The following is a 19,876-nucleotide window of genomic DNA, read 5'->3' as shown; positions in this document are numbered from 1 at the left end:
ATAGGGCCTCCTATCTTTTCCTCAGAAAACGAAATAATCCCAAAGTTAAGAAATTGAGAAGGAACACTACAAAATTAATTATGATTCTTGACGACATATCAATTTTATTTTCATATATCGTATTACCAACCAAAGTACCATCCACAAATTCATTATTTACAGAAAGTTTAGTGTTGGGAGATTGCCTAAAATCTTTCCACATTGTAATTGCATTGTTCCCAACTGCAGATCCTGAGGAAACATTTATAAATAATACTTTATTCTTCGTCCCTTCAATTGGAGTGAATTTTATTTCAGTGTATTCATTATCATTCAAATCAGAATTCTCTAACTCAACAGTTCTTAACACATTGCTTTTCTCATCTAAAATATTAACCGTCGTTTCACCTGTGTTACTTCTGTTGAACGTAGAAACGAAAATAGCCAATCCTGAGAGATTGTTATACTTTGCTACGAAGCTTTGATTAATCTCTACTTCAGAGGTGATCTCACCAAAATTTTCATTAAGGTTCTCCCCTAACTTCATAGTAGAATAACGGTATTTATCAGCAATAGGAGCATATGAAGTAGTGGCATAAATAAACAAATTAGCGATAATTAAGGACATAATCACTAATATAATATATTTTTTCATATCACAGGTTCCTTTTTCTCAAACAGTGAAGGATAGTACATTTCTTCTAATAAATCAAAACTTCGTTCCCAACCCCATTGTTCTGCAGTCTCACGAGCATTCGCTGAGAGTTCTTCCCTCAATTCGGGATTCTCAATCAACATGTTCATAGCTCTCTTCGCCCCTTCGATATCACCTAAATCCACAACTAAGCCATTATGGCCATCCACTACAAATTCCTCTAAACCTTTAAATCGATTTAGCACAACTGTACCACCACAAGCCATCATTTCCAACGCTGGTAAACAAAAGCTTTCTACAGAACTCATCTTCAATAAAACATCACAACTAGAATATATATGCTTCATTTTATCCATAGGTACGCTGTCAAAAAACCGATCACATCTCCAAGAAGGTTCCGGTTTACCCGCAGTACTTATACACCAAACTTCACAATCCAAATCTTTAACTACTTCAAATGCTTCTTTCATACATTTAAAAGGTGCATCTATAGGCCCTTCTAATAAAACTCTTAATCTGCCCTTCTTCTCTACTAATGGAACAACAGAATTCATAATGCTGAAATCCACACCATTAGGAATATAAACAGATTCCTTTCCATATTCTAATTTCAACCATTCTTTCAACCATTTAGCCATCGTTATAAATTTATAATCTTTTAAATATGTTTCTCTCGCAGCTATGGATTCCTTTGAATTACTTTCAAAAAATTTACTTTCATCTGATTGCACAAAGTAGTATTTTTGAACCGCTGGAATATTTTCCAAAGTATATGCAGTTGTCCAATATGTAGCTACAACCACATCAAGATTATCTGGCACTTTATCTATCTGAATTATTGGCACCTTTTGATTAGGAAACCACTCAATAGACTCACACTTGTCTTCAGTAATAATCATTACGTCGAACCCTCTATTTAAGAGTCCGTTTAAATGATTTAAAATAACAGCTAAACCTCCTGAAATACCACAACCCGCTACAAGATATGCTATTTTAGGTTTTAAAGGACGTATAATAGTGTGCTCCTCCAACGTAAGATCTCGCCAGTGATTATCATCGTCCTTAAATGATAATTCTAGGTTATTCGCATGCAACCTTAAATTTGTTAAGACCTTGGGAACAGATTTAAATTTGTATCCATGATATGCAAGTCTAAGCCACAATTCATGATCTTCGCGATATCTCATTATTGGCTTAAGCCCTCCAACAAATCTTAAAGCACTTATTTTCACCATTACTGTACTCTGACACGGGACACAGATTTCCTTTAACATATTATAGTCGCAATCGGGACTAAAGACCTCTTGTTGATTATCTAGCCCAACATCTCTGCTTCCATCTAATAAAGCTCTCCAACCTCCGTATATTACATCAGCCTCATATTTCTTAGCATAATCAAGAGAAACCTGTATCCTATCAGATTCAGCAACATCATCACTATCTTGAAAAGCTAAGTACTCTCCATTTGCTTCTTTAATGGCTTTATTTCTTCCCCGCACTGCATTTCCACTATTATTTAAAAAGAAAAAAGTTCTTACTTTCGGATTACTTTCATAAGATTTCACAATGTCTACAGTATTCTGAGGGGAACCATCACAAACTAACAAAATCTCTATATTTTGATATGTTTGATTCAATATAGAATTTATGCTTTGTTTCAGAACATCAGTTCTATCATAAATAGGAATAACTACTGAAACTAATGGCAGATCACTGTCATTCCTTGTTTCCGGCAGTAAAACCTTTACCTTTGTTGAGAAATCGTCTCCCTTTCTTCTGAGTTTTCTTACTATTATTTTAGGATCCTTTAAGCCCTTTTTTAATCTGTTTTTATTTTTCCTAAGAAGCTCGCCTATTCTCCACAATTTTGTGTTTTGCATATTTAATAATAATTTATTTTTTTCTTCAGTAAGTTCAGAGAGATAGATACAATTTTTTTCTTTTTGAAGAATCTCAGAATGTAATTTATCATTTTCCTCTTTTAATTTATCTAGTTCTAGTTTGAGCAAAAGGTTCTCATTTTTAGTCTTAATGCCTTCTTGAATACTCTTGTTTAAACTTTCATTTATGAATTCTAAATCAAACTCATTTCTTTTCTTTACCTCATCTATTTGCCCAAGTAGCTTAACAATCTCAGTATTAAGCGTTTCATTTACTTCTTCCAATTTTTTATTATCAACTTCGATTTCAAGGGTTCTTTGTCTATAGTAATTTTTATATTCATATTCTCTAATAAATGCTTTATTGGCTCTTTTATTCAACTTCGATTTTCTATAAATATCATCACAACTTATTGAATCCATCGAATCAATTTTAGTGATTAGATCCTGCAAGTTTTTCGTCAAATCAAACTCATCTTTAGCAGATTCTTTTATTTGACTGAAAAATTCAACAGCAGAACCAAATCCTTCCATAAGTTCCTGCACTATATCATTAGGACTTAAATGTCTGTTAAACCCTCTGCCTGAAAAATTGAAGAATTTTGCAGTACTATAATTTTCATCATTCAACCAGCCCGGTCCGCCGTGAATATCATAACAATAAACAGGCATTCCCATCACTAAAGCAAATTGAATGGTTTTACCTATGCTAATTACTGCATCATAATTTAATAATAAAGATGGTGTTACAACTTCTTGAATATGATTTAATCCAAAAATATCTACTTCAATACTGTTAGAATTAAGCAATTGCTTTGCTGCTAGAAGTTCATCGGCAACATGATTTGAGATAATACATATTTTTTTCAAATTCTCTCGTTGTTTATAACTTTGTTCTAAGAATTCGCTAGGAGCATAATTTGGAAAAACATAGATGAGATCACTTTCAACATTTTCTCTAATTAGCTGATCCTTCGTTTCGTAACTATTGGCTAGACAGAGATTCAAATCATTCACAAATAGCGGGGGCACTTCTAAGGGTTCAAACGGAGATAAACTACTAAAAATAATTTTATTAGCCCTTATATTTTTTTCTATTAAAATATTATATATTGTTGGGAAATGGTGAGCCCATATTAAATCATATTCAGAATGATCCAACTTCTCAACACTGATGTTCTTCACATTAAAGTTATGTTTATATATAATGCTTTTAATCGGATCTTCGTAACGGAAAGTTGCAATTTCCACTTCATATCCCATTTTTGTGAATTCTTTAGCAATGCTAAGTACGTTTAATTCTGATCCCGCTATATCAACTAATGCTTGTACAGATAGTAATACTCTTTTTTTTATTATACTCATTATGATTTCACACTCCATAATAATACTTTTAAGCTAATGGATCATTTAATGATCCACTCATGTTTACATCTAAAAAAGCCCTCTGAAATAGGCATTCCCATATGATTCTTTTTATCGGTAATTTCAAACTCATCTATATAATCGTTTCTATCATAAGGATACATGACCATTTCATCCGAGATATGAACAGAGACATAGTATTTCCCTGCCAAAAAATCATTATTGTCTATTTTCAAAGTAAATTCTTCAAAAGGTTCATTAAGCTCTAAATCGTCTCTTACAGTATTAAATAAAGTGACCAAATCACCTTTATTGTTATAAACAATTAATCCAACTCCATACTTTAAGTTATCTTCTTTAAAGCTCACCTTTAAATTAATAACTATATCTTCGCCTGTTGTGTAATTTTTCTTATTAAGCGAGATTTTTTCAAGATATATTTTATTTTTATACTTTTTAGCCACATCAAGCTCATTAATCGGAACTCTCATAATTTCCATATCTTTTTGTTCAATATATTCTTTATATCTATCACATATAAGATCTGCTCTTCCTTGATCCCGTAAAATCCCTCTTTCGATCCAAATTGCCCGTTGGCAAAAATTCCTTATGGCAGGCAAGCTATGACTAACGAATAAAATAGTCGCCCCACTATTCACCATTTCTTTCATCTTCTCATAGCATTTCTCTTGGAAGTACATATCTCCAACAGCTAAAGCCTCATCTACTATTAATATATCTGGTTCTATGTTTATAGCTACAGCGAAAGCTAAGCGAGCAAACATACCACTAGAGTATGTTTTAACCGGCTGATGAATAAACTCTCCGATATCAGCAAATGACAATATCTCTTCTATCTTCAAGTCCATCTCTTCTTTGGTGAAACCCATCATCGTTCCATTTAAATACACATTTTCCAGTCCAGTATATTCATGATTAAATCCTGCACCCAATTCAAGTAGAGCAGATATTTTCCCACTTACTTCAACTGTGCCTTTTGTAGGGTTAAGTAACCCCGTAATAATTTTCAAAATTGTTGATTTACCAGATCCATTTGTTCCAAGTATACCTACAATTTCACCTTTATTAATTTTAAATGAAATATCACTTAGAGCACAGAAATCATTATGGAATTTTTTCTTAAACGGGTGAAGAGCCTCTTTGAGTCTATCAAAGGGTTTTGAATACAATTTATAGTTTTTAGTAATATTATTAACCTTCACTGCCCAGTCATTCATTTTGAAATATCTCCTCTATAAAACATCTGAAAAATGCGGTTTTAGTTTTTTGAATACTATACTCCCAAGAGCAAAGCAAACAAGACAAATACTCCAAAATAAAATAGTTTGCTTTGGCTTCTGCCAAAACCAAACATTATTAAACAATGAATCCCTATATCCCTCAACAATATAGTAGAGAGGATTTATTTTTAAGAAATTTTGGTATTTCTCTGGGAACATATTGGGTTGCCACATTATCGGTGTTAGCCATACCCCGAATTGCATGATAATCGAAATTAGTTGACTTAAATCACGAAAGAAAACCACAATAGAAGAAGTCAAATACGATAGAGATACAAGTAGAGCAATGATGCAAAACAAATAATATAATATTTGTATATTATAAACAGTAGGAATAAACCCATAAAACACAAAAGCATACTCAATGAACACTAAGAAAAAGAGGTGTATAAAAAGTGAAGAAATAATTTTAATCATCGGTAAAATACTTATTTTAAATACTACTTTTTTAACAAGATAACTGTACTCCAGCAAACTATTTGTGGAATTTATTAGCGCTTCAGAAAAGAAAAACCAAGGGACCAGTCCACATAACAACCACAATAGATAGGGCACATTCTCAATTGGTACTACTCTGAATCCGATTTGAAAAACAAACCAGTATACCAACACTGTCAATAAAGGTGAAACAAATGCCCAAAATATGCCTAACTGGGAGCTAGCATATTTTGTCCAAAAATCATTTTTAGCCAACTTAAAAATTAAATCTCTAGATTTATTAAATTCCTTAAGCAATGTTATAGCTTTCATTTCAAACTCCTTTTTATATCACTAATGATAAGCAAAATATAAGATATAGTTAAAAGACTATCAAATTCTAAGTAGTGTGACTTAACCATAAAAGCTATTTCATATTAAAAAAATCCGAATTGTAACCCTATTCCATTTCTATATCTATTGTCAATATGCTAAAATATTGTCGTACCTACAGGAAAAGGAGATTATAACGTGTCGAAACCAGTATACGGTAAAAACGCCGCTCAGTCGAGAAATGTTGAAAAGACAGCAAGTCCGATATGGGCCTTGGTTGTTGCTTTTATTTTATTTTTATGTTGGGCCCCATTTCAAGTGGGATTATTTAACGGACAGCAGTTAGACTTCGAGAAGCCTATATATGTGTCAGCACTAGTAAGTGGACTTTTGTTGCTAGTCTGTGTTGGCTTATACTACAAAAAATTCAAACTAGATGAACAGAGGGACTTAGTGGCTACAGCTTCAATATTACTGCCTCTGACTTATGCTCTATCATTGTTTGTCGCAGTTTCGCATTATATGGCGATGAATATGTTGTTTATTCAGAGTATGTATGTTGCAGTCTTCATTATAGCCTTTTATCTCTTGAAGCAAAAGCAAGTAAATGTTGTCATTCAAAACGCCATACTAGCAATTGCTTATTTCATAGTGTGGTTTGGACTTTTAAATTGGCTAGGTAGCAATAAACTAGCGGGAGCTCTAGTGGGTTGGTTCTCAAACACCGTAAGAAATAATATCTACTTAGATGCAGTAATGACAGACTCTAACGGACTTCGTCTGACTTCGATCTTTCAATATGCAAATACCTACGCAGCATTCTTGATGGCCTTTCTATTTGTAGCTATATTCGCTCTTATTCGCTCTAAAAAATGGTACGGAACGTTAACACACAGCTTTATGTTAGTTCCTATCATTGTATCAATTTTATTAACATTATCTCGTGGTGGTCTTGTACTGCTACCTGTCGTATTTATATTGCTGCTGCTATTCCTGAAACCTGCACAGCAAATCCTTTGGATTCTTCATCTTGGCGTTGCTGGTATTGCTTCGTTGGTCATTACGACTCCAGTGACTAACCTAGGACTAGAGCTAAATACAAATTTCACTTCTTCCGGCGCCTTGAAGGGCTGGGGATACCTAATTGGAGCTTCAGTAGTTGTGGCAGGCCTATCTTGGGTCATTCAGCGTTTTTTCGCCCCTTGGCTGGAGAAAAAACTCAGTAATTGGTCGTCACGTAAACTAACAGGTCTATGGATTCCACTTGGTTCTGTTGCACTCGTCGGAATTGTAGCTTTCCTACTAATAGGTACAAGCGTAAAAAATATCTTACCTAGCAATATGGCAACTCGTCTTGAGAACATTAATTTCCAACAACATAGCGTACTTGAACGGATTACTTTTTATAAAGATGCCATGAAGGTAGTTAAGGATTACCCGATTCTTGGTGCTGGTGGTGGTGGATGGTCCTCATTATATGAGCACTATCAGAACAACCCTTACACCAGCCGCCAAGTGCATAACTTCTTTTTACAATACTTGATTGAGGTTGGGATCCTTGGTTTTATCGTATTTATGGGATTCATTTTGTATATTTTCTATAAATACATTCGTGGGTATGTGAAACGGGATAGAAATGATTTTGAGAATGGTTTCTTTTATCTAATTATTGCTCTATCTATTCTTGTGCACAGCCTACTAGATTTCAATATGAGTTATGCCTTCATGGGGATACTCGTCTTCCTTGGACTGGCGGGCATGGCAGTTGTAATGGATAGCAAACAGCTACGTAAAAGTTGGAATAAAACTGGTTTGCGGCTTGGATATTCTGCTGTTCTCACAGTGGGAACTGTATTCTTGATATTCCTCTCGATTAGCTATATCGGTTCCAGTAATGCAGCCCTAAAGGGTAAAAATCTAATCGGGATTAGTAATTCTTACGAGGAAATTAAGAAACCATTAACTGAGGCTTTAAAAACACGTCCAGGTCATCCAGAATCAGTCTTATACCTATCCTCGTTAGATCTACAGGTTTTTAAGCAGAATCAGGATGAACAATTTCTAAATGAGGCTTATAGTGTACTGACTCGAGCACTGGAGGATGAACCATACAACAAAAATATTTTAACTCAGTTAGTAACCTATTATGACCTAAAAGGTCAAAATGATCTTGCATACGGTGTTTACCATGATAATGCTGATAAATTCAACTGGGATATTAGTTGGTATGATACTCTCATCAGCCGTTCCTTTGCATTAGGTCAGCAAGCCCTTAACCAAAAGGATGAGACAAAAAAACAAGCGTATTTCAATGAAGCTCAAGAAGCATATAATCATGTTCTCACTGGTATAGAACATTTGAAGACTCTTCCACCAGAACAATTGCAAGGGCGTCCTTTCTCAGTAACACCAGCAATGGCTTTGAACGTCGGAAAAATGCAGCTATTATCTGGGCAAGAAGATGCAGCAAAGACAACTCTGAAGCTTAGTTCAGATGCTAATTACACGGATATTATGAATAGTGAAACTCCATGGAATATTGATTGGTACAGTTCACTCATCAGCCGTTCTTTTGATTTAGGACAAGCGGCTTACGCACAACAAGATAATGAAGATAGATTAGAAAATATGAAAGCTGGCTTTGCCGTTGGGCTTTTGGCCTACAATCATGTACTTGCGGATAATGAACTTTCCAAGACTCTTGCTCCAGATGTGAAACTGAAGGTAGGGAAAATGCATTATATGTCTGGACAGCTACAAAATGCAGTTTCCATCTTGAAACCAGCCATAAGCCAAGATTTCACAGATGCAACGAATCGTGAAATTGCCCGTTGGTACCTTGCTGCATTGACGAAAACTGGTGGCGAAGATCAGGCGATATACAATTCACTGATCGCAGCTGATCCTGCGGAAGCAGCACAGATCGAAGCCATTACAAATTCACAATTCTAGAAGAGAAAAAACAAAAAAAAGCGCGCCACTGTAATTACAGTGGTATTATCCCCTCATGGTTGACAGTGAAAAAAGAGCACATGGTATCATGTGTTTAACATAGTCGACCGGAGGGGATTTTTCATGGCTAAAAAAGGGCAGACGTTTACGAAGTATTCAGAAGAGTTGAAGAACGAGGCGGTTCGACTTCACTTAGAGGAACATATGAGCTATTCACAGATTCTAGAAAAACTCAACATCAAGAGCGATGCTCAGTTGGTGAGGTGGATAGGTAAATTTAAAAGTGGGGAGACCTTTGAGGACCGACGCGGAAAAGGTGGAAGGAAACATTTTGATAGTAAAGACGAAGAAATCGCGTATTTGAAGGCACAGGTCGAATACTTAAAAAAGCTCAATCCCAATCTACATGGGGAGGGAAGTTGGATACAAATACCCGGTGCCAATCCATTCAAGAAATGAGCGAGCGATACCCGATTGTTTGGCTGTGCAAACTGGCTGAATTGTCCCGGGCTGCATACTACAAATGGAAAAAGACCTCTGACCTGCGGGAAGCACGCCAAGAGAAGGATGCGAACCTTAAGGAACATATCTTAGCCATTCATCAGCTACGTCCTGCCTATGGCTATAAGCGAATGCGTATAGCGCTTCGCAAAGAGGGATTTCCCGTAAACCATAAGAAAGTTCGCAGGTTGATGAGAAAGCTAGGCATCCAATCAGTGATTCGCAAGAAACGCCCGTTTGCCGGGCGTAAGCCTTCTGTCTTATTTCCAAACGTACTCAACCAGAAATTCACAGCCCACGCTCTTCAGCAAAAGTTAGTCACGGATATTACCTATATCCGTACAGGCCACGAGTTTGTCTACTTATCTGTAGTGATGGATCTGTACAAGAACGAGGTTGTGGCTTGGAGAATCTCTGTCCGTAATGACTTGAAGCTAGTGGTAGATACTGTGAAATCTCTCCAAGACTCAAAGGCTCTCCTGCACTCTGACCAGGGCTTTCAGTACACTACTCGGACGTATGCCCAGGTTTTAGAGGACAAGGGTTTGGTCGGTAGCCACTCCCGCCGGGGAAATTTGCTACGACAATGCTTGTATAGAGTCATTCTTCTCTCACCTAAAGACCGAAAAATTGTATTTGGAGAAACCCAAGAATCTTGAAGATGCTGAACATTTGGTTAAGGAGTACATCCTTTACTACAACAAGGAACGCTTCCAGAAAAAACTCGGCGACCTGTCTCCGGAAGAGTACCGGAACCAGATCGCCGCTTAAAAGGCTTCTTTTTTCTGTCTACTTGACGGGGCTATGACCACAGCGGCGCGCTTTTTTCAATGATATGAGTTCTATTTAAAGCCCAGCCTTAGCAACTTCGCTATCTACAAGCTCTTTCATATAACGAAGTAAGTCATCTTTAAGCTCTTCATGCTGAAGTGCATAATGAATAGTGGTCTGAATGAAGCCCATCTTCTCACCTACATCATGGCGTTTGCCTTCAAAGTCATAAGCAATAATCCGCTCCACTTCACTTAAGCGGGAGATCGCATCCGTTAGCTGGATTTCTCCACCTACACCTACCTGCTGCTCACCAAGCATATCAAAGATGCGTGGAGTCAGGATATATCTTCCTAGAATCGCTAGATTAGAAGGAGCATCTTCTCTCTTCGGCTTCTCTACAAGGCGATTGGCCTTATAGACCCGCTCAGCCAACTCAGTTCCATCCACCAATCCATAGCGGGAAACTTCTTCCCAAGGCACAGGTTGAACACCCACAATAGAGGATTTGTACTGTTCATATACTTCCATCATCTGTTTGAGACAGGGTTTCTCCGACTCAACAATATCATCACCTAGCAGAACAGCAAATGGCTCATTTCCAATGAATTTACGCGCACACCAAATCGCGTGACCGAGACCTCTTGGTTCTTTTTGGCGAATGTAATGGATATCAGCCATCTCGGAGGATTTACGAACGGATTCAAGAAGTTCCCACTTCTGCTTCTCAGCTAAGTTAAATTCCAGTTCAAAAGAATTATCAAAGTGGTCTTCAATCGCACGTTTACCTTTACCCGTCACGATAATAATATCCTCGATTCCGGAAGCAACTGCTTCTTCGACAATATATTGGATCGTCGGTTTATCTACTATCGGTAACATTTCTTTAGGCATTGCTTTAGTTGCAGGCAAAAAACGGGTACCAAGACCTGCAGCGGGGATAATGGCTTTACGGATCTTCATCACATTAACTCCTTCTGTCGGTTACTCTTCCATCTAAAATACTCTGTATAGTAAAATTACATATTTCCTTCAATTATAGCAGTTATAGCGGACTAATGTCAGAGAGTTTGTTATATTTGTATATCAATTCCAATCAAACCCGGGAAGAAGGAAGTATAACGCATTCATCGCAAGTTCAAACACTTTTCTAACACTCACTATATTATCTAGTATATGCAAGTAACAAAGAAGACGAGATCGTATCAATAAAAAAAGGCAAAGCATCGCTCACCGAACGTACCAATCTGCTTCGGATTGTTTTCATGATCGAGTACGACACCCTCAATCCCAAATGGGTTTTGAATTCGACCACCTTGAAGTGGCCGTCATTTGCGTTGAACCATAAAGCGGAAAATCCGGTGAAATCTAGCGGAACAATTTTACCATCCAAGTTTTGCACGATAACCGCATCTACAAAGAAATTGATCAGCCATCAGCGTCGTGCAACTCATTTTCAAAGACAAATATATTAAAGGTCAGAAGCTCTTTTTCTCGTAACTGCTCAGAAATGCCATTATCTCCATCACTCGTCCATGCGTAAGTCATTCCCCTGCCTCGGTATTAACCTTCTTGCCAACGAAGAATGACATCTACACCGTTAGTTACTCCTCCACATATACATCCCATTCACCGGCTGGAACTAGCAACTCTACACTTCTCTGTGTAATCCTTGCTTATTTATCTATATCCTCCCAAACCACTGTTTGGCGGGTCTTTGATATATCTTTAGCTTATTAGAGTTTTAAAACATCACAGCGAATCGCCGGAAATATAACAGGCTTTGGCAAAGCCTATCGCTTTTTATTATTAAACAATGGTTCAGCTTCCCTTTTCACTTTAATAGACAAATTAAGGCCATCATGCGTAGAATAGAATAGTATAGAATAGATCAATCACGCAGATGTTCACACTATTCTCATAATTTATATGTAGTTAAGGAGAGCTGATTCCATTTATGAAAGGCATTATTCTTGCGGGAGGAAGTGGCACGCGCCTCTATCCGCTTACAATGGTAACCAGTAAGCAGTTACTTCCAATTTATGACAAACCCATGATCTACTACCCTTTATCCACGCTAATGTTGGCTGGCATTAAGGACATTCTAGTTATTTCGACAGCTGAGGATACCCCTCGTTTTGAAAATTTGCTCGGCGATGGTTCTCAATTTGGAATTTCGCTGCAGTACATTGTTCAACCAAGCCCTGACGGGTTGGCCCAAGCATTTATTTTAGGCGAAGAATTTATCGGAAACGATTCTGTCGCCATGGTCCTTGGAGATAACATTTATTACGGAAACGGGATTACCAAACTTCTTAAACAGGCAGCTGAAAAAGAACGCGGTGCAACCGTGTTCGGATATCATGTACTTGATCCAGAGCGATTTGGCGTAGTTGAATTTGATAGTACCGGTAAAGTGCTTAGTGTGGAAGAAAAACCGGAACATCCCAAATCCAACTATGCGATTACTGGTCTATATTTTTATGACAATCGCGTAGTATCTCTGGCAAAGGAAGTAAAGCCCTCCATTCGGGGTGAGCTTGAGATCACCTCGATTAATGAATCTTACTTGAAAATGGGAGAATTGGACGTTGCCTTACTGGGCCGAGGTTTTACTTGGCTCGATACCGGTACACATCAAAGTTTGGTCGATGCGACCAATTTCGTCAGAACAATTGAGGACCATCAAGGCATAAAGATTTCCGCTCCAGAAGAAATTGCATATATTAACGGATGGATTACTAAAGAACACCTGCTGGAATGCGGACAGAAGCTAAGTAAGACTGGATATGGACAATATCTGATTAAAGTGGCCACCGGCAAAATAAAATATTAAAGAGCGGAGAATGAACCATGAAATTCACACCAACAGAACTGGAAGGCGTTCTAATTGTAGAACCTGCTGTCTTTGGGGACCATCGAGGATGGTTTATGGAAACCTTCAGTGAAGCAAAATTTCAGGAACAAGGGCTGCAATTGGATTTTGTGCAGGACAATCAGTCCTTCTCAGCTACCAAGGGCACACTGCGCGGACTTCATTATCAAATCAATCCCAAAGCGCAATCCAAACTTGTCCGCTGTACTAAAGGGGCAATCTTTGACGTTGCCGTGGATATTCGACACGGTAGTCCTTCGTATGGCAAATGGTTTGGCATCGAGCTGACCGCTGATAACAAGAAGCAATTACTGATTCCCAAAGGCTTCGCTCATGGATTTATGACCCTGACGGATGACGTGGAAGTTCAGTACAAATGCGATGAACTGTATGCTCCGGAATGCGATGGCGGCATCCTATGGAATGATCCCGAAATTGGAATTGAATGGCCGATGCATATTCAACCTGTTCTTTCGGTGAAGGATGAAAAGGCTCCACTATTAAAAGAATCCAAACATAATTTTGTCTACTAACCTTTTAAGCACGTCCAGAGCTGTCAATCAGCAGTCTGGGACGTGCTTTCATTTGTGAGTAATCTAAAAGAGATTGTACACCGTTTAGTCAAGCCCCATTTAGTAGATTTCGGAAAAAATGCTCAGGATATAAATTGAATACTATACTCAATAGGAGTTAGCATCTTTAGTCTTCGTTATACTCTGTCTTCGTTGTAAAATCGTATATAATCATCAATTCTTCTTTGTCCTTCGTCAATACCTCGATTATAATTTTAACCATAAGATGAGAGAAGACCCTCCCGAATCTAAATTTGCAAACACCTTTCAAAGCATTCAGTTCCAACTGTAAACGATTTAATTCTGGTCCTTGATCGAGTTCAGCCCGGAAAGGAAAGGATTAAATAAAGACATAAAAAATGCACCTCCTAGAATTAATCGGATTCACCCACGGGTTCTTCCAACGTCTATTCTAAGAAGTGCTCTTCATTCTTCCTTTATTACTTCGCGTTAACCAATTGCCCCCGTGTAACCCCCAGCTGGTTGGTAGCCTTCAAGCTTTTCCATACCTGCGTACCAGAGATTTCGCCACGAAGTGCGCGGCTATAGAGGGTAATTACCTCAGCCACTTGCTCTGGTGTCTCTTCCAGGAACTCCACGCGGTACGAGGATACGCCTAGATCACGGAAATTATTCAAATACTCCGCACCGGACTGTTCAACTGCATTATAGACGGTATTACGGCAGCCTTCATCCACACGAACAGGATGTGACATTCCAATACGATCTTGCAAAGAAGCACGATGCTCTTCACATGGACGACCACAGTTCGTAAAGTCTGTACCTTCACTCATGAAGGTACAGTATACACAGTGCTCTGTATGAAACATCGGCAAATGCTGATGAATAACAATCTCCATACGAGAAGTATCACTATGTTCCAGCAGGTCGACCATCTGTTGAATGTTCAAGTCATAGGACGGTGTTACCATGTCACAGCCTGCCTCAAGGAACAGATCCACTGCCTTATGATTGGCAATATTCAATGAGAAATCACCGATCAGGCGTGGATGCACAGCATCCGGTTGCTCTTGACGGCGGCGCAGATAATAATACAGCGCGCCGGTATTGCGCACTAACACGGCATCAGGCTGCAAGCGCAGAATATTGGCGTGGTAGCCGTTCTCGCCCGGCATATGAATGCGCGGTGTGGCCAGCGCGATGCTGGCCCCTGCAGCCCGTACCGCATCTACCGCTGCCGGGAACTGCTTGATAAACTCGAAGTCGGCGTAGATGTTTCTCACGCCGACCTCGAGCGCAGCCTGCACCTGCGGCAGGCTGCGGCACAGCGCGGTGAGCTCCGCTTCACCAGCGCGCTGCGGAGCGACGCCCCTGCGGGTAGCGTCGCCGTAGACCTCGATCGCCCGTTTCACGTACACGGGCGGTTTCGGGCGCTCGCCCGCAAGCAGCTCCACCGCTTGGCGGCGGATGCTGTTCAGCTCGCGCATAGGGACGATGACGTCGCCTTGCAGATGCGACTCTAGCGCGTCAAGCTGGAACACGGTTCCGCCCAGGCGGCCGAATTGTTCTTCCAGCAGCGCGGTATCCATCGGACGCTTTTGTGCCGCTTCCAGCGCAAGCTCCGAGTCCACACGGACGGTAACGTTCTTCTGAACATCCGTCCACCAGGTGGTCAGCTTCTCGCCGACGCAGCCCTGCACTCGCACATGTACCGGGAATACCCGGTACGGCTTCTCAGTCTCATAAGTCTGACGCAGCGCCTTATCTAGCGCAGGGTCATTGGTCTTCCAAATGCGGTCACCAATATTTAGACGACGCAGGTCCACATCATTACGACCCGCTACGATGTCGATAATCCAACCTTCTCCGGCTTGGCCTTCGAGCTTCACACCTTTACGACGAAGATCGTATACGCGTCCACCCTCTTCTTTTTTCGTCGGATCTCCTGCATCAAACACGATTCCGTCTCCCCGCTTAAGCGATGCATGAATACGGCAGACTACACCATCGCGAAGAATTTGTTCAACCGTTCCGAGATATACACCACGGCTTTTCGGGAAAGTTCCGTCTACCAGTTTCTTATTGTTCGTTCCATCTAGGAAACCATGCGTGAAACCGCGGGAGAAGCTTTGTTGCAGTTCACGAACTTCTTCCTTCGATGGTTTGGACATATCGCCATCAAAATACCGATCAATTGCCTTACGGTACTTACTAACTACATTCGCAACGTATTCCGGGCTCTTGAGGCGCCCTTCGATTTTGAAAGAAGTTACACCCGCCTCGATCAGCTCAGGCATAAGATCAATAGCTGCCAAATCCTTAGGGGAGAGCAAATAAGTCACATCACCCATTGGTTTAACTTCTCCATCCACCATCAGATCATAAGGCAGACGGCAAGCTTGAGCACATTCTCCGCGGTTGGCGGAGCGTCCACCCCACATTTCCGAAGTTAGGCATTGACCCGAATAAGAGACACATAAGGCTCCGTGCACGAATACTTCCATCGGTAGACGGGCTTGTTCCCCTATCGTCTTAATTTGCTTCAGATTGTTCTCACGACCGAGTACCACACGTTCCAAACTGAAAGGCTTAGTGAACTCAACCGCCTCCGGGGAAGTAATCGTCATCTGTGTCGATCCATGAATCGGGAAGTCTGGTGAGATTTCACGAATCATTTTGACCAAACCTAAATCCTGAACAATCACTGCGTCCACGCCAGCATCTACACAAGCGTCAATCAGTTCTTTCGCATCAGACAATTCATTTTCAAAAACCAGTATATTAAAGGTCAGGAAACCCTTCACACCATAGCTATGCAAAAACGCCATAATTTCCGTCAGCTCGTCCATGCGAAAGTTATTCGCTCTCGCCCGTGCATTAAACTTCTCTACGCCAAAAAAGATAGCATCCGCTCCGTTCGCTACCGCCGCACGCATGCAGTCCCAGTCACCTGCAGGTGCCAATAGCTCCACGTCTTCTCTGCGTATTTGTTGCTCTTTCATTTATATCCTCCCAAACCGCCATGTGGCGGGTCATTTCTAGTTGATTAACTTGATAATTGTATCAAATATCACATCTCAGCGCCATGTGTTTACCAACATTTATATAAAGAAAAGAACGTCCCCTGCCATTTTGGCTACAAGGACGTTCCTCATCTGATTGAATTACACTCTACTATTAGTTAGTCCTGAACTCCACACAACTCTAAACTACTCATTCCCTGTAAACCGAAACGACTGTAGCGTTTTATCCAACATAGCTTGCTGTTCTGCAGTAGCATTGGCATCATTTAGCGTAACAGTAATCGTGTAGACCACCTCATTTTTACCAAAAACAACGTGCTTACTGCGGACAGGAACACCATTCTTGATTTGATGCACAGTAAAGATCGTAGCAGGAACACCGGCAAAGGTAGACTCCACTATACTTTCAATGCGAGGACCTTTAGGATCATTATTTTTATTCTGATAAGAATCTTTGAGCATATTCACCGCATAATCGACTGAGCTTTCAGGTTTCGAGTTAATCTGGAAACGTCCTCCGATGAACCGATACTCTACCAACTGTGTCTCGAATACATCTTGATTGGGTGTCCATAAACGTGGAATGTCGATGGCATAGCCGTATCTTTTGGATACTTTCGTTATCGTTTTATTCTTGATTGTCTTATAGTCATCGCTAGCGAGTCGCCCGAAGTTCTCCTTCAACAGATCAAAATCAATATCAATAGAGGATATAATAGCTTTGAATTTGGCCTTATCGTCTTCTTGTCCAGGAGGTGTCACATATTCAAAATAGTAACGGTACCCATTCTTGAGCACGATTGCCTGATATTCTGTCGTCCAACCGTTGCCGAAATTCAGCTGTGTCTCACTTATTTGTGCAGGTACGCCGGAGATTTCAGACTTCATGCTACCTTTAACAACATAAGCGTCCGCTACAAAGTTCTCCTGCGTTTTTGTCTTCAGCTCATCAGCCCATCTCTCTAGTGTAGAACCAGCAGGTGCCGATGTAATCGCCACACTCAAATGACTTCCTTGTTTACTTTCATAATAGAAATGCTGGTCATCCTTAGTCCAAGCGGCAGGAACCTGTAGTGAGATACCATAGTCCTCATTATAGACTTCACTTAAACCATTCTTTACGGTAGAGAGATCACGGATTTTGTTATCCTTAGTGTCAAAAGAGGGCCGAAAAGAGCTCAGTAACCCCGCATATTTGGCTAAATCCTTATAATTAGCGGCTTTCTCATCCGTCAAATAAATCTCGTAAAGTCTACCTTCAGCATAGATCAGCCTGTTTTCCCAGAGTGCTCCGTTAGAATCTTTACTGACCAATCGTGCATAAGGTACTGAGGCATTAGGGAAAGATTCTCGATCTAATATTAACTCCCCACCTTCCTCGACTTCCCGAACTAGTTGCTCCAGAAGCCCATCTGCATCCACTGAAACCGCCTGATCACTTGCATGAATCTCCAAATAATAAAGATTGTCCGCACTGGAGAAGGTAGCCACACTCTCATCACCACCGCTATTTCCAGCAATCAGTCCAGACGGATAATTTAGTGTCCATTGAAAATAACTGTTCCCAATTTGCGTCTTCCCCACATCGCTATCAATGCCAGTATCTACTGGCACATCGCCTTCATTGTCAGCAGGAGCTAAGGTAATGATCAGCTCACCACCGTTACCCTGGGAGAGGGTTGCACCCAGTACACTCGCCACAAAACGCAGCGGCACCATCAACACACCTGAAACCATCCGAGGCGCGGAGGTGAGTTTAACTTTAGTCTCATCCTTCCAGGCACTAATACTACCAATCGTCATTAACCCTGTATGAGAGCCGTACGTTACTTTCACTACATCATTTCCTTCTAAGGAAACCGTGCTGCCAAATGTCTTTTTAAAAACCCCGAGCGGTACCATAACCGTTCCGTTCTCCATATAAGGCCGCTCGATAATCACCTTCTTGCCATTCACCGTAGCAGAAGTACTGCCAACTTTAAGACTCAACTGTAGCTTGTCTGTTTCTGCTGCCCGTACGGTTTGTATCGGTAATATAGAAAATAGCAATAATAAAGCCAGCATCGCACACAATCCTTGTTTTAAAACTTTAAAGCCCATTTACCGTCCCCCTCTCGAGTTTCCTGATCACTCTTCCGTATGCTCGTCTCCATCTGCTCCTGCACCCTCTTCACTTAATAGGGGATCACCCTGAGTGAGCACCAGCTTACGGATGACGATATCCCCATCACTTTGCATAACCAGTCGTACCGTTGTACCCGGAGAATAGCTTTTAAACAATTCATTAATATCAACTAGTGAGACCACACGGTGGCCGTCAATGCTATACAAGACATCATCTTCGGCAACACCCGCCTTACGTGCTTCAGCAGAATTCACTTTGGTTACAGTCAGGGGATCGAGCGTTGGCAATCCTACAATCGTAGACCAGCTCGGCTCTAGTTCCAGCCCAAGACTCGGGTGCTTTACTTCACCGTACTTAAAAAGCTGGTTCATAATATACTGCACGGTATCCGAGGGTATAGAGAAGCCCATATTCTCCACGCCCACCGCTGAGTATTTCAGACTGTTTATTCCCAGCACTTCGCCCTTCATATTCACTAGCGGGCCCCCGCTATTCCCGGGATTAATCGCTGTGTCACTTTGGATCAGACGATAAGCCGCAGCTACTTCACGGTTAAGGCCACTTATAACCCCTACGGTCGCTGAATTCCTTAGAGAAAAGCTAATCGGTGTTCCGACGGCCACTACCTTCTCACCAACAACGGTTTTGCCGGTCGATGGAATAAACTTTGCAGGTTTAAGGGAGGTTGCATTGATTTTGATCAGGGCCAGATCACTAACTTCATCTAGATATGTTTCTTTAATGCTGTAGGTTTTGGAGTCCGACGTCACTACCAAGGCATTCTGCAGATCCTTGATGACATGTGCATTGGTTACAATCCATCCATTCGATTTCACAATAATGCCAGAACCATGCGTCAGATTGTATCGATCATCCGGTCCGCTAGTCCCCCCACTATCGTCTTTGCCGATAATGCCCACTACTGAGGGGGTGATACTTTTAATAATCCCTGGTACGGGGTCTTCCGCTGTTGTTGAATTTTTGATTTTGTCTCTCTGGGTTGTGGTCGCCGCGCTAACCGTCTTAGTCGTATCACCCAACGCATAAACCGACTCACTCCATACTCCTGACAGCAACACACCGCACAGCAGCAAGCCCATTCCTTTCTTCACCAGCTTCTCCCCAATCCTCATCAACCTTCACCAGACCCTCTCTCTGCAAATGGA

Annotated in this window: 11 protein-coding genes and 1 pseudogene; 4 read left to right on the top strand and 8 right to left on the bottom strand. The window is 40.6% G+C overall.

Annotated elements, in window-relative coordinates:
- Positions 1-10: 10 nt before the first annotated feature.
- From MKY52_RS11670 to MKY52_RS11655, 4 genes are read right to left on the bottom strand one after another with little or no spacing between them, the layout of a single operon-like run.
- On the bottom strand, positions 11-634 hold the full coding sequence (locus MKY52_RS11670) for a hypothetical protein (RefSeq protein WP_341051491.1): 624 nt from the start codon (positions 632-634) through the stop codon (positions 11-13).
- Positions 631-3,879, bottom strand: a complete 3,249-nt coding sequence (locus MKY52_RS11665; protein ID WP_341051489.1) for a glycosyltransferase — start codon at positions 3,877-3,879, stop codon at positions 631-633. The genes MKY52_RS11670 and MKY52_RS11665 overlap by 4 nt, the downstream gene beginning before the upstream one ends.
- A gap of 41 nt (positions 3,880-3,920) precedes the next feature.
- Positions 3,921-5,117, bottom strand: a complete 1,197-nt coding sequence (locus MKY52_RS11660; protein WP_076286930.1) for an ABC transporter ATP-binding protein — start codon at positions 5,115-5,117, stop codon at positions 3,921-3,923.
- A 15-nt stretch (positions 5,118-5,132) separates the two neighbouring features.
- A complete protein-coding gene (locus MKY52_RS11655) occupies positions 5,133-5,930 on the bottom strand; it encodes an ABC transporter permease (protein WP_076286931.1) in 798 nt (265 codons plus the stop codon).
- A 198-nt stretch (positions 5,931-6,128) separates the two neighbouring features.
- On the opposite strand from MKY52_RS11655, the gene MKY52_RS11650 reads away from it, so the two are divergent.
- Positions 6,129-8,882 (top strand): O-antigen ligase family protein, encoded by a 2,754-nt coding sequence (locus tag MKY52_RS11650; RefSeq protein ID WP_341051488.1) that lies wholly within the window; start codon positions 6,129-6,131, stop codon positions 8,880-8,882.
- A gap of 123 nt (positions 8,883-9,005) precedes the next feature.
- A pseudogene (locus MKY52_RS11645) lies at positions 9,006-10,154 on the top strand (IS3 family transposase).
- Positions 10,155-10,229: 75 nt separating this feature from the next.
- Here the strand turns inward: MKY52_RS11645 and galU are convergent.
- Positions 10,230-11,117: a UTP--glucose-1-phosphate uridylyltransferase GalU gene (galU, locus tag MKY52_RS11635; RefSeq protein ID WP_042131276.1), complete on the bottom strand. Its 888-nt coding sequence runs from the start codon at positions 11,115-11,117 to the stop codon at positions 10,230-10,232.
- A gap of 994 nt (positions 11,118-12,111) precedes the next feature.
- On the opposite strand from galU, the gene rfbA reads away from it, so the two are divergent.
- Both rfbA and rfbC read left to right on the top strand, forming a co-directional pair.
- A complete protein-coding gene (gene rfbA / locus MKY52_RS11630; protein ID WP_341051486.1) occupies positions 12,112-12,990 on the top strand; it encodes a glucose-1-phosphate thymidylyltransferase RfbA in 879 nt (292 codons plus the stop codon).
- Positions 12,991-13,007: 17 nt separating this feature from the next.
- Positions 13,008-13,562 (top strand): dTDP-4-dehydrorhamnose 3,5-epimerase, encoded by a 555-nt coding sequence (rfbC, locus tag MKY52_RS11625; protein WP_076286990.1) that lies wholly within the window; start codon positions 13,008-13,010, stop codon positions 13,560-13,562.
- Between the two features lie 479 nt (positions 13,563-14,041).
- Here the strand turns inward: rfbC and MKY52_RS11620 are convergent, their stop codons facing one another.
- The 3 genes from MKY52_RS11620 to MKY52_RS11610 form a co-directional block, all read right to left on the bottom strand.
- Positions 14,042-16,564, bottom strand: coding sequence for a U32 family peptidase (locus MKY52_RS11620; RefSeq protein WP_341051485.1), 2,523 nt, complete (start codon positions 16,562-16,564; stop codon positions 14,042-14,044).
- 207 nt (positions 16,565-16,771) lie between these two features.
- Positions 16,772-18,685, bottom strand: a complete 1,914-nt coding sequence (locus tag MKY52_RS11615; protein WP_341051484.1) for a stalk domain-containing protein — start codon at positions 18,683-18,685, stop codon at positions 16,772-16,774.
- A gap of 27 nt (positions 18,686-18,712) precedes the next feature.
- Positions 18,713-19,846, bottom strand: a complete 1,134-nt coding sequence (locus MKY52_RS11610) for a S1C family serine protease (RefSeq protein WP_445670992.1) — start codon at positions 19,844-19,846, stop codon at positions 18,713-18,715.
- Between the last annotated feature and the right edge of the window lie 30 nt (positions 19,847-19,876).

The sequence above is a fragment of the Paenibacillus sp. FSL P4-0184 genome (genome assembly GCF_038004625.1).
Classification (GTDB): Bacteria; Bacillota; Bacilli; order Paenibacillales; family Paenibacillaceae; genus Paenibacillus_AQ.
This window is presented reverse-complemented; position numbering and strand designations above follow the sequence as displayed.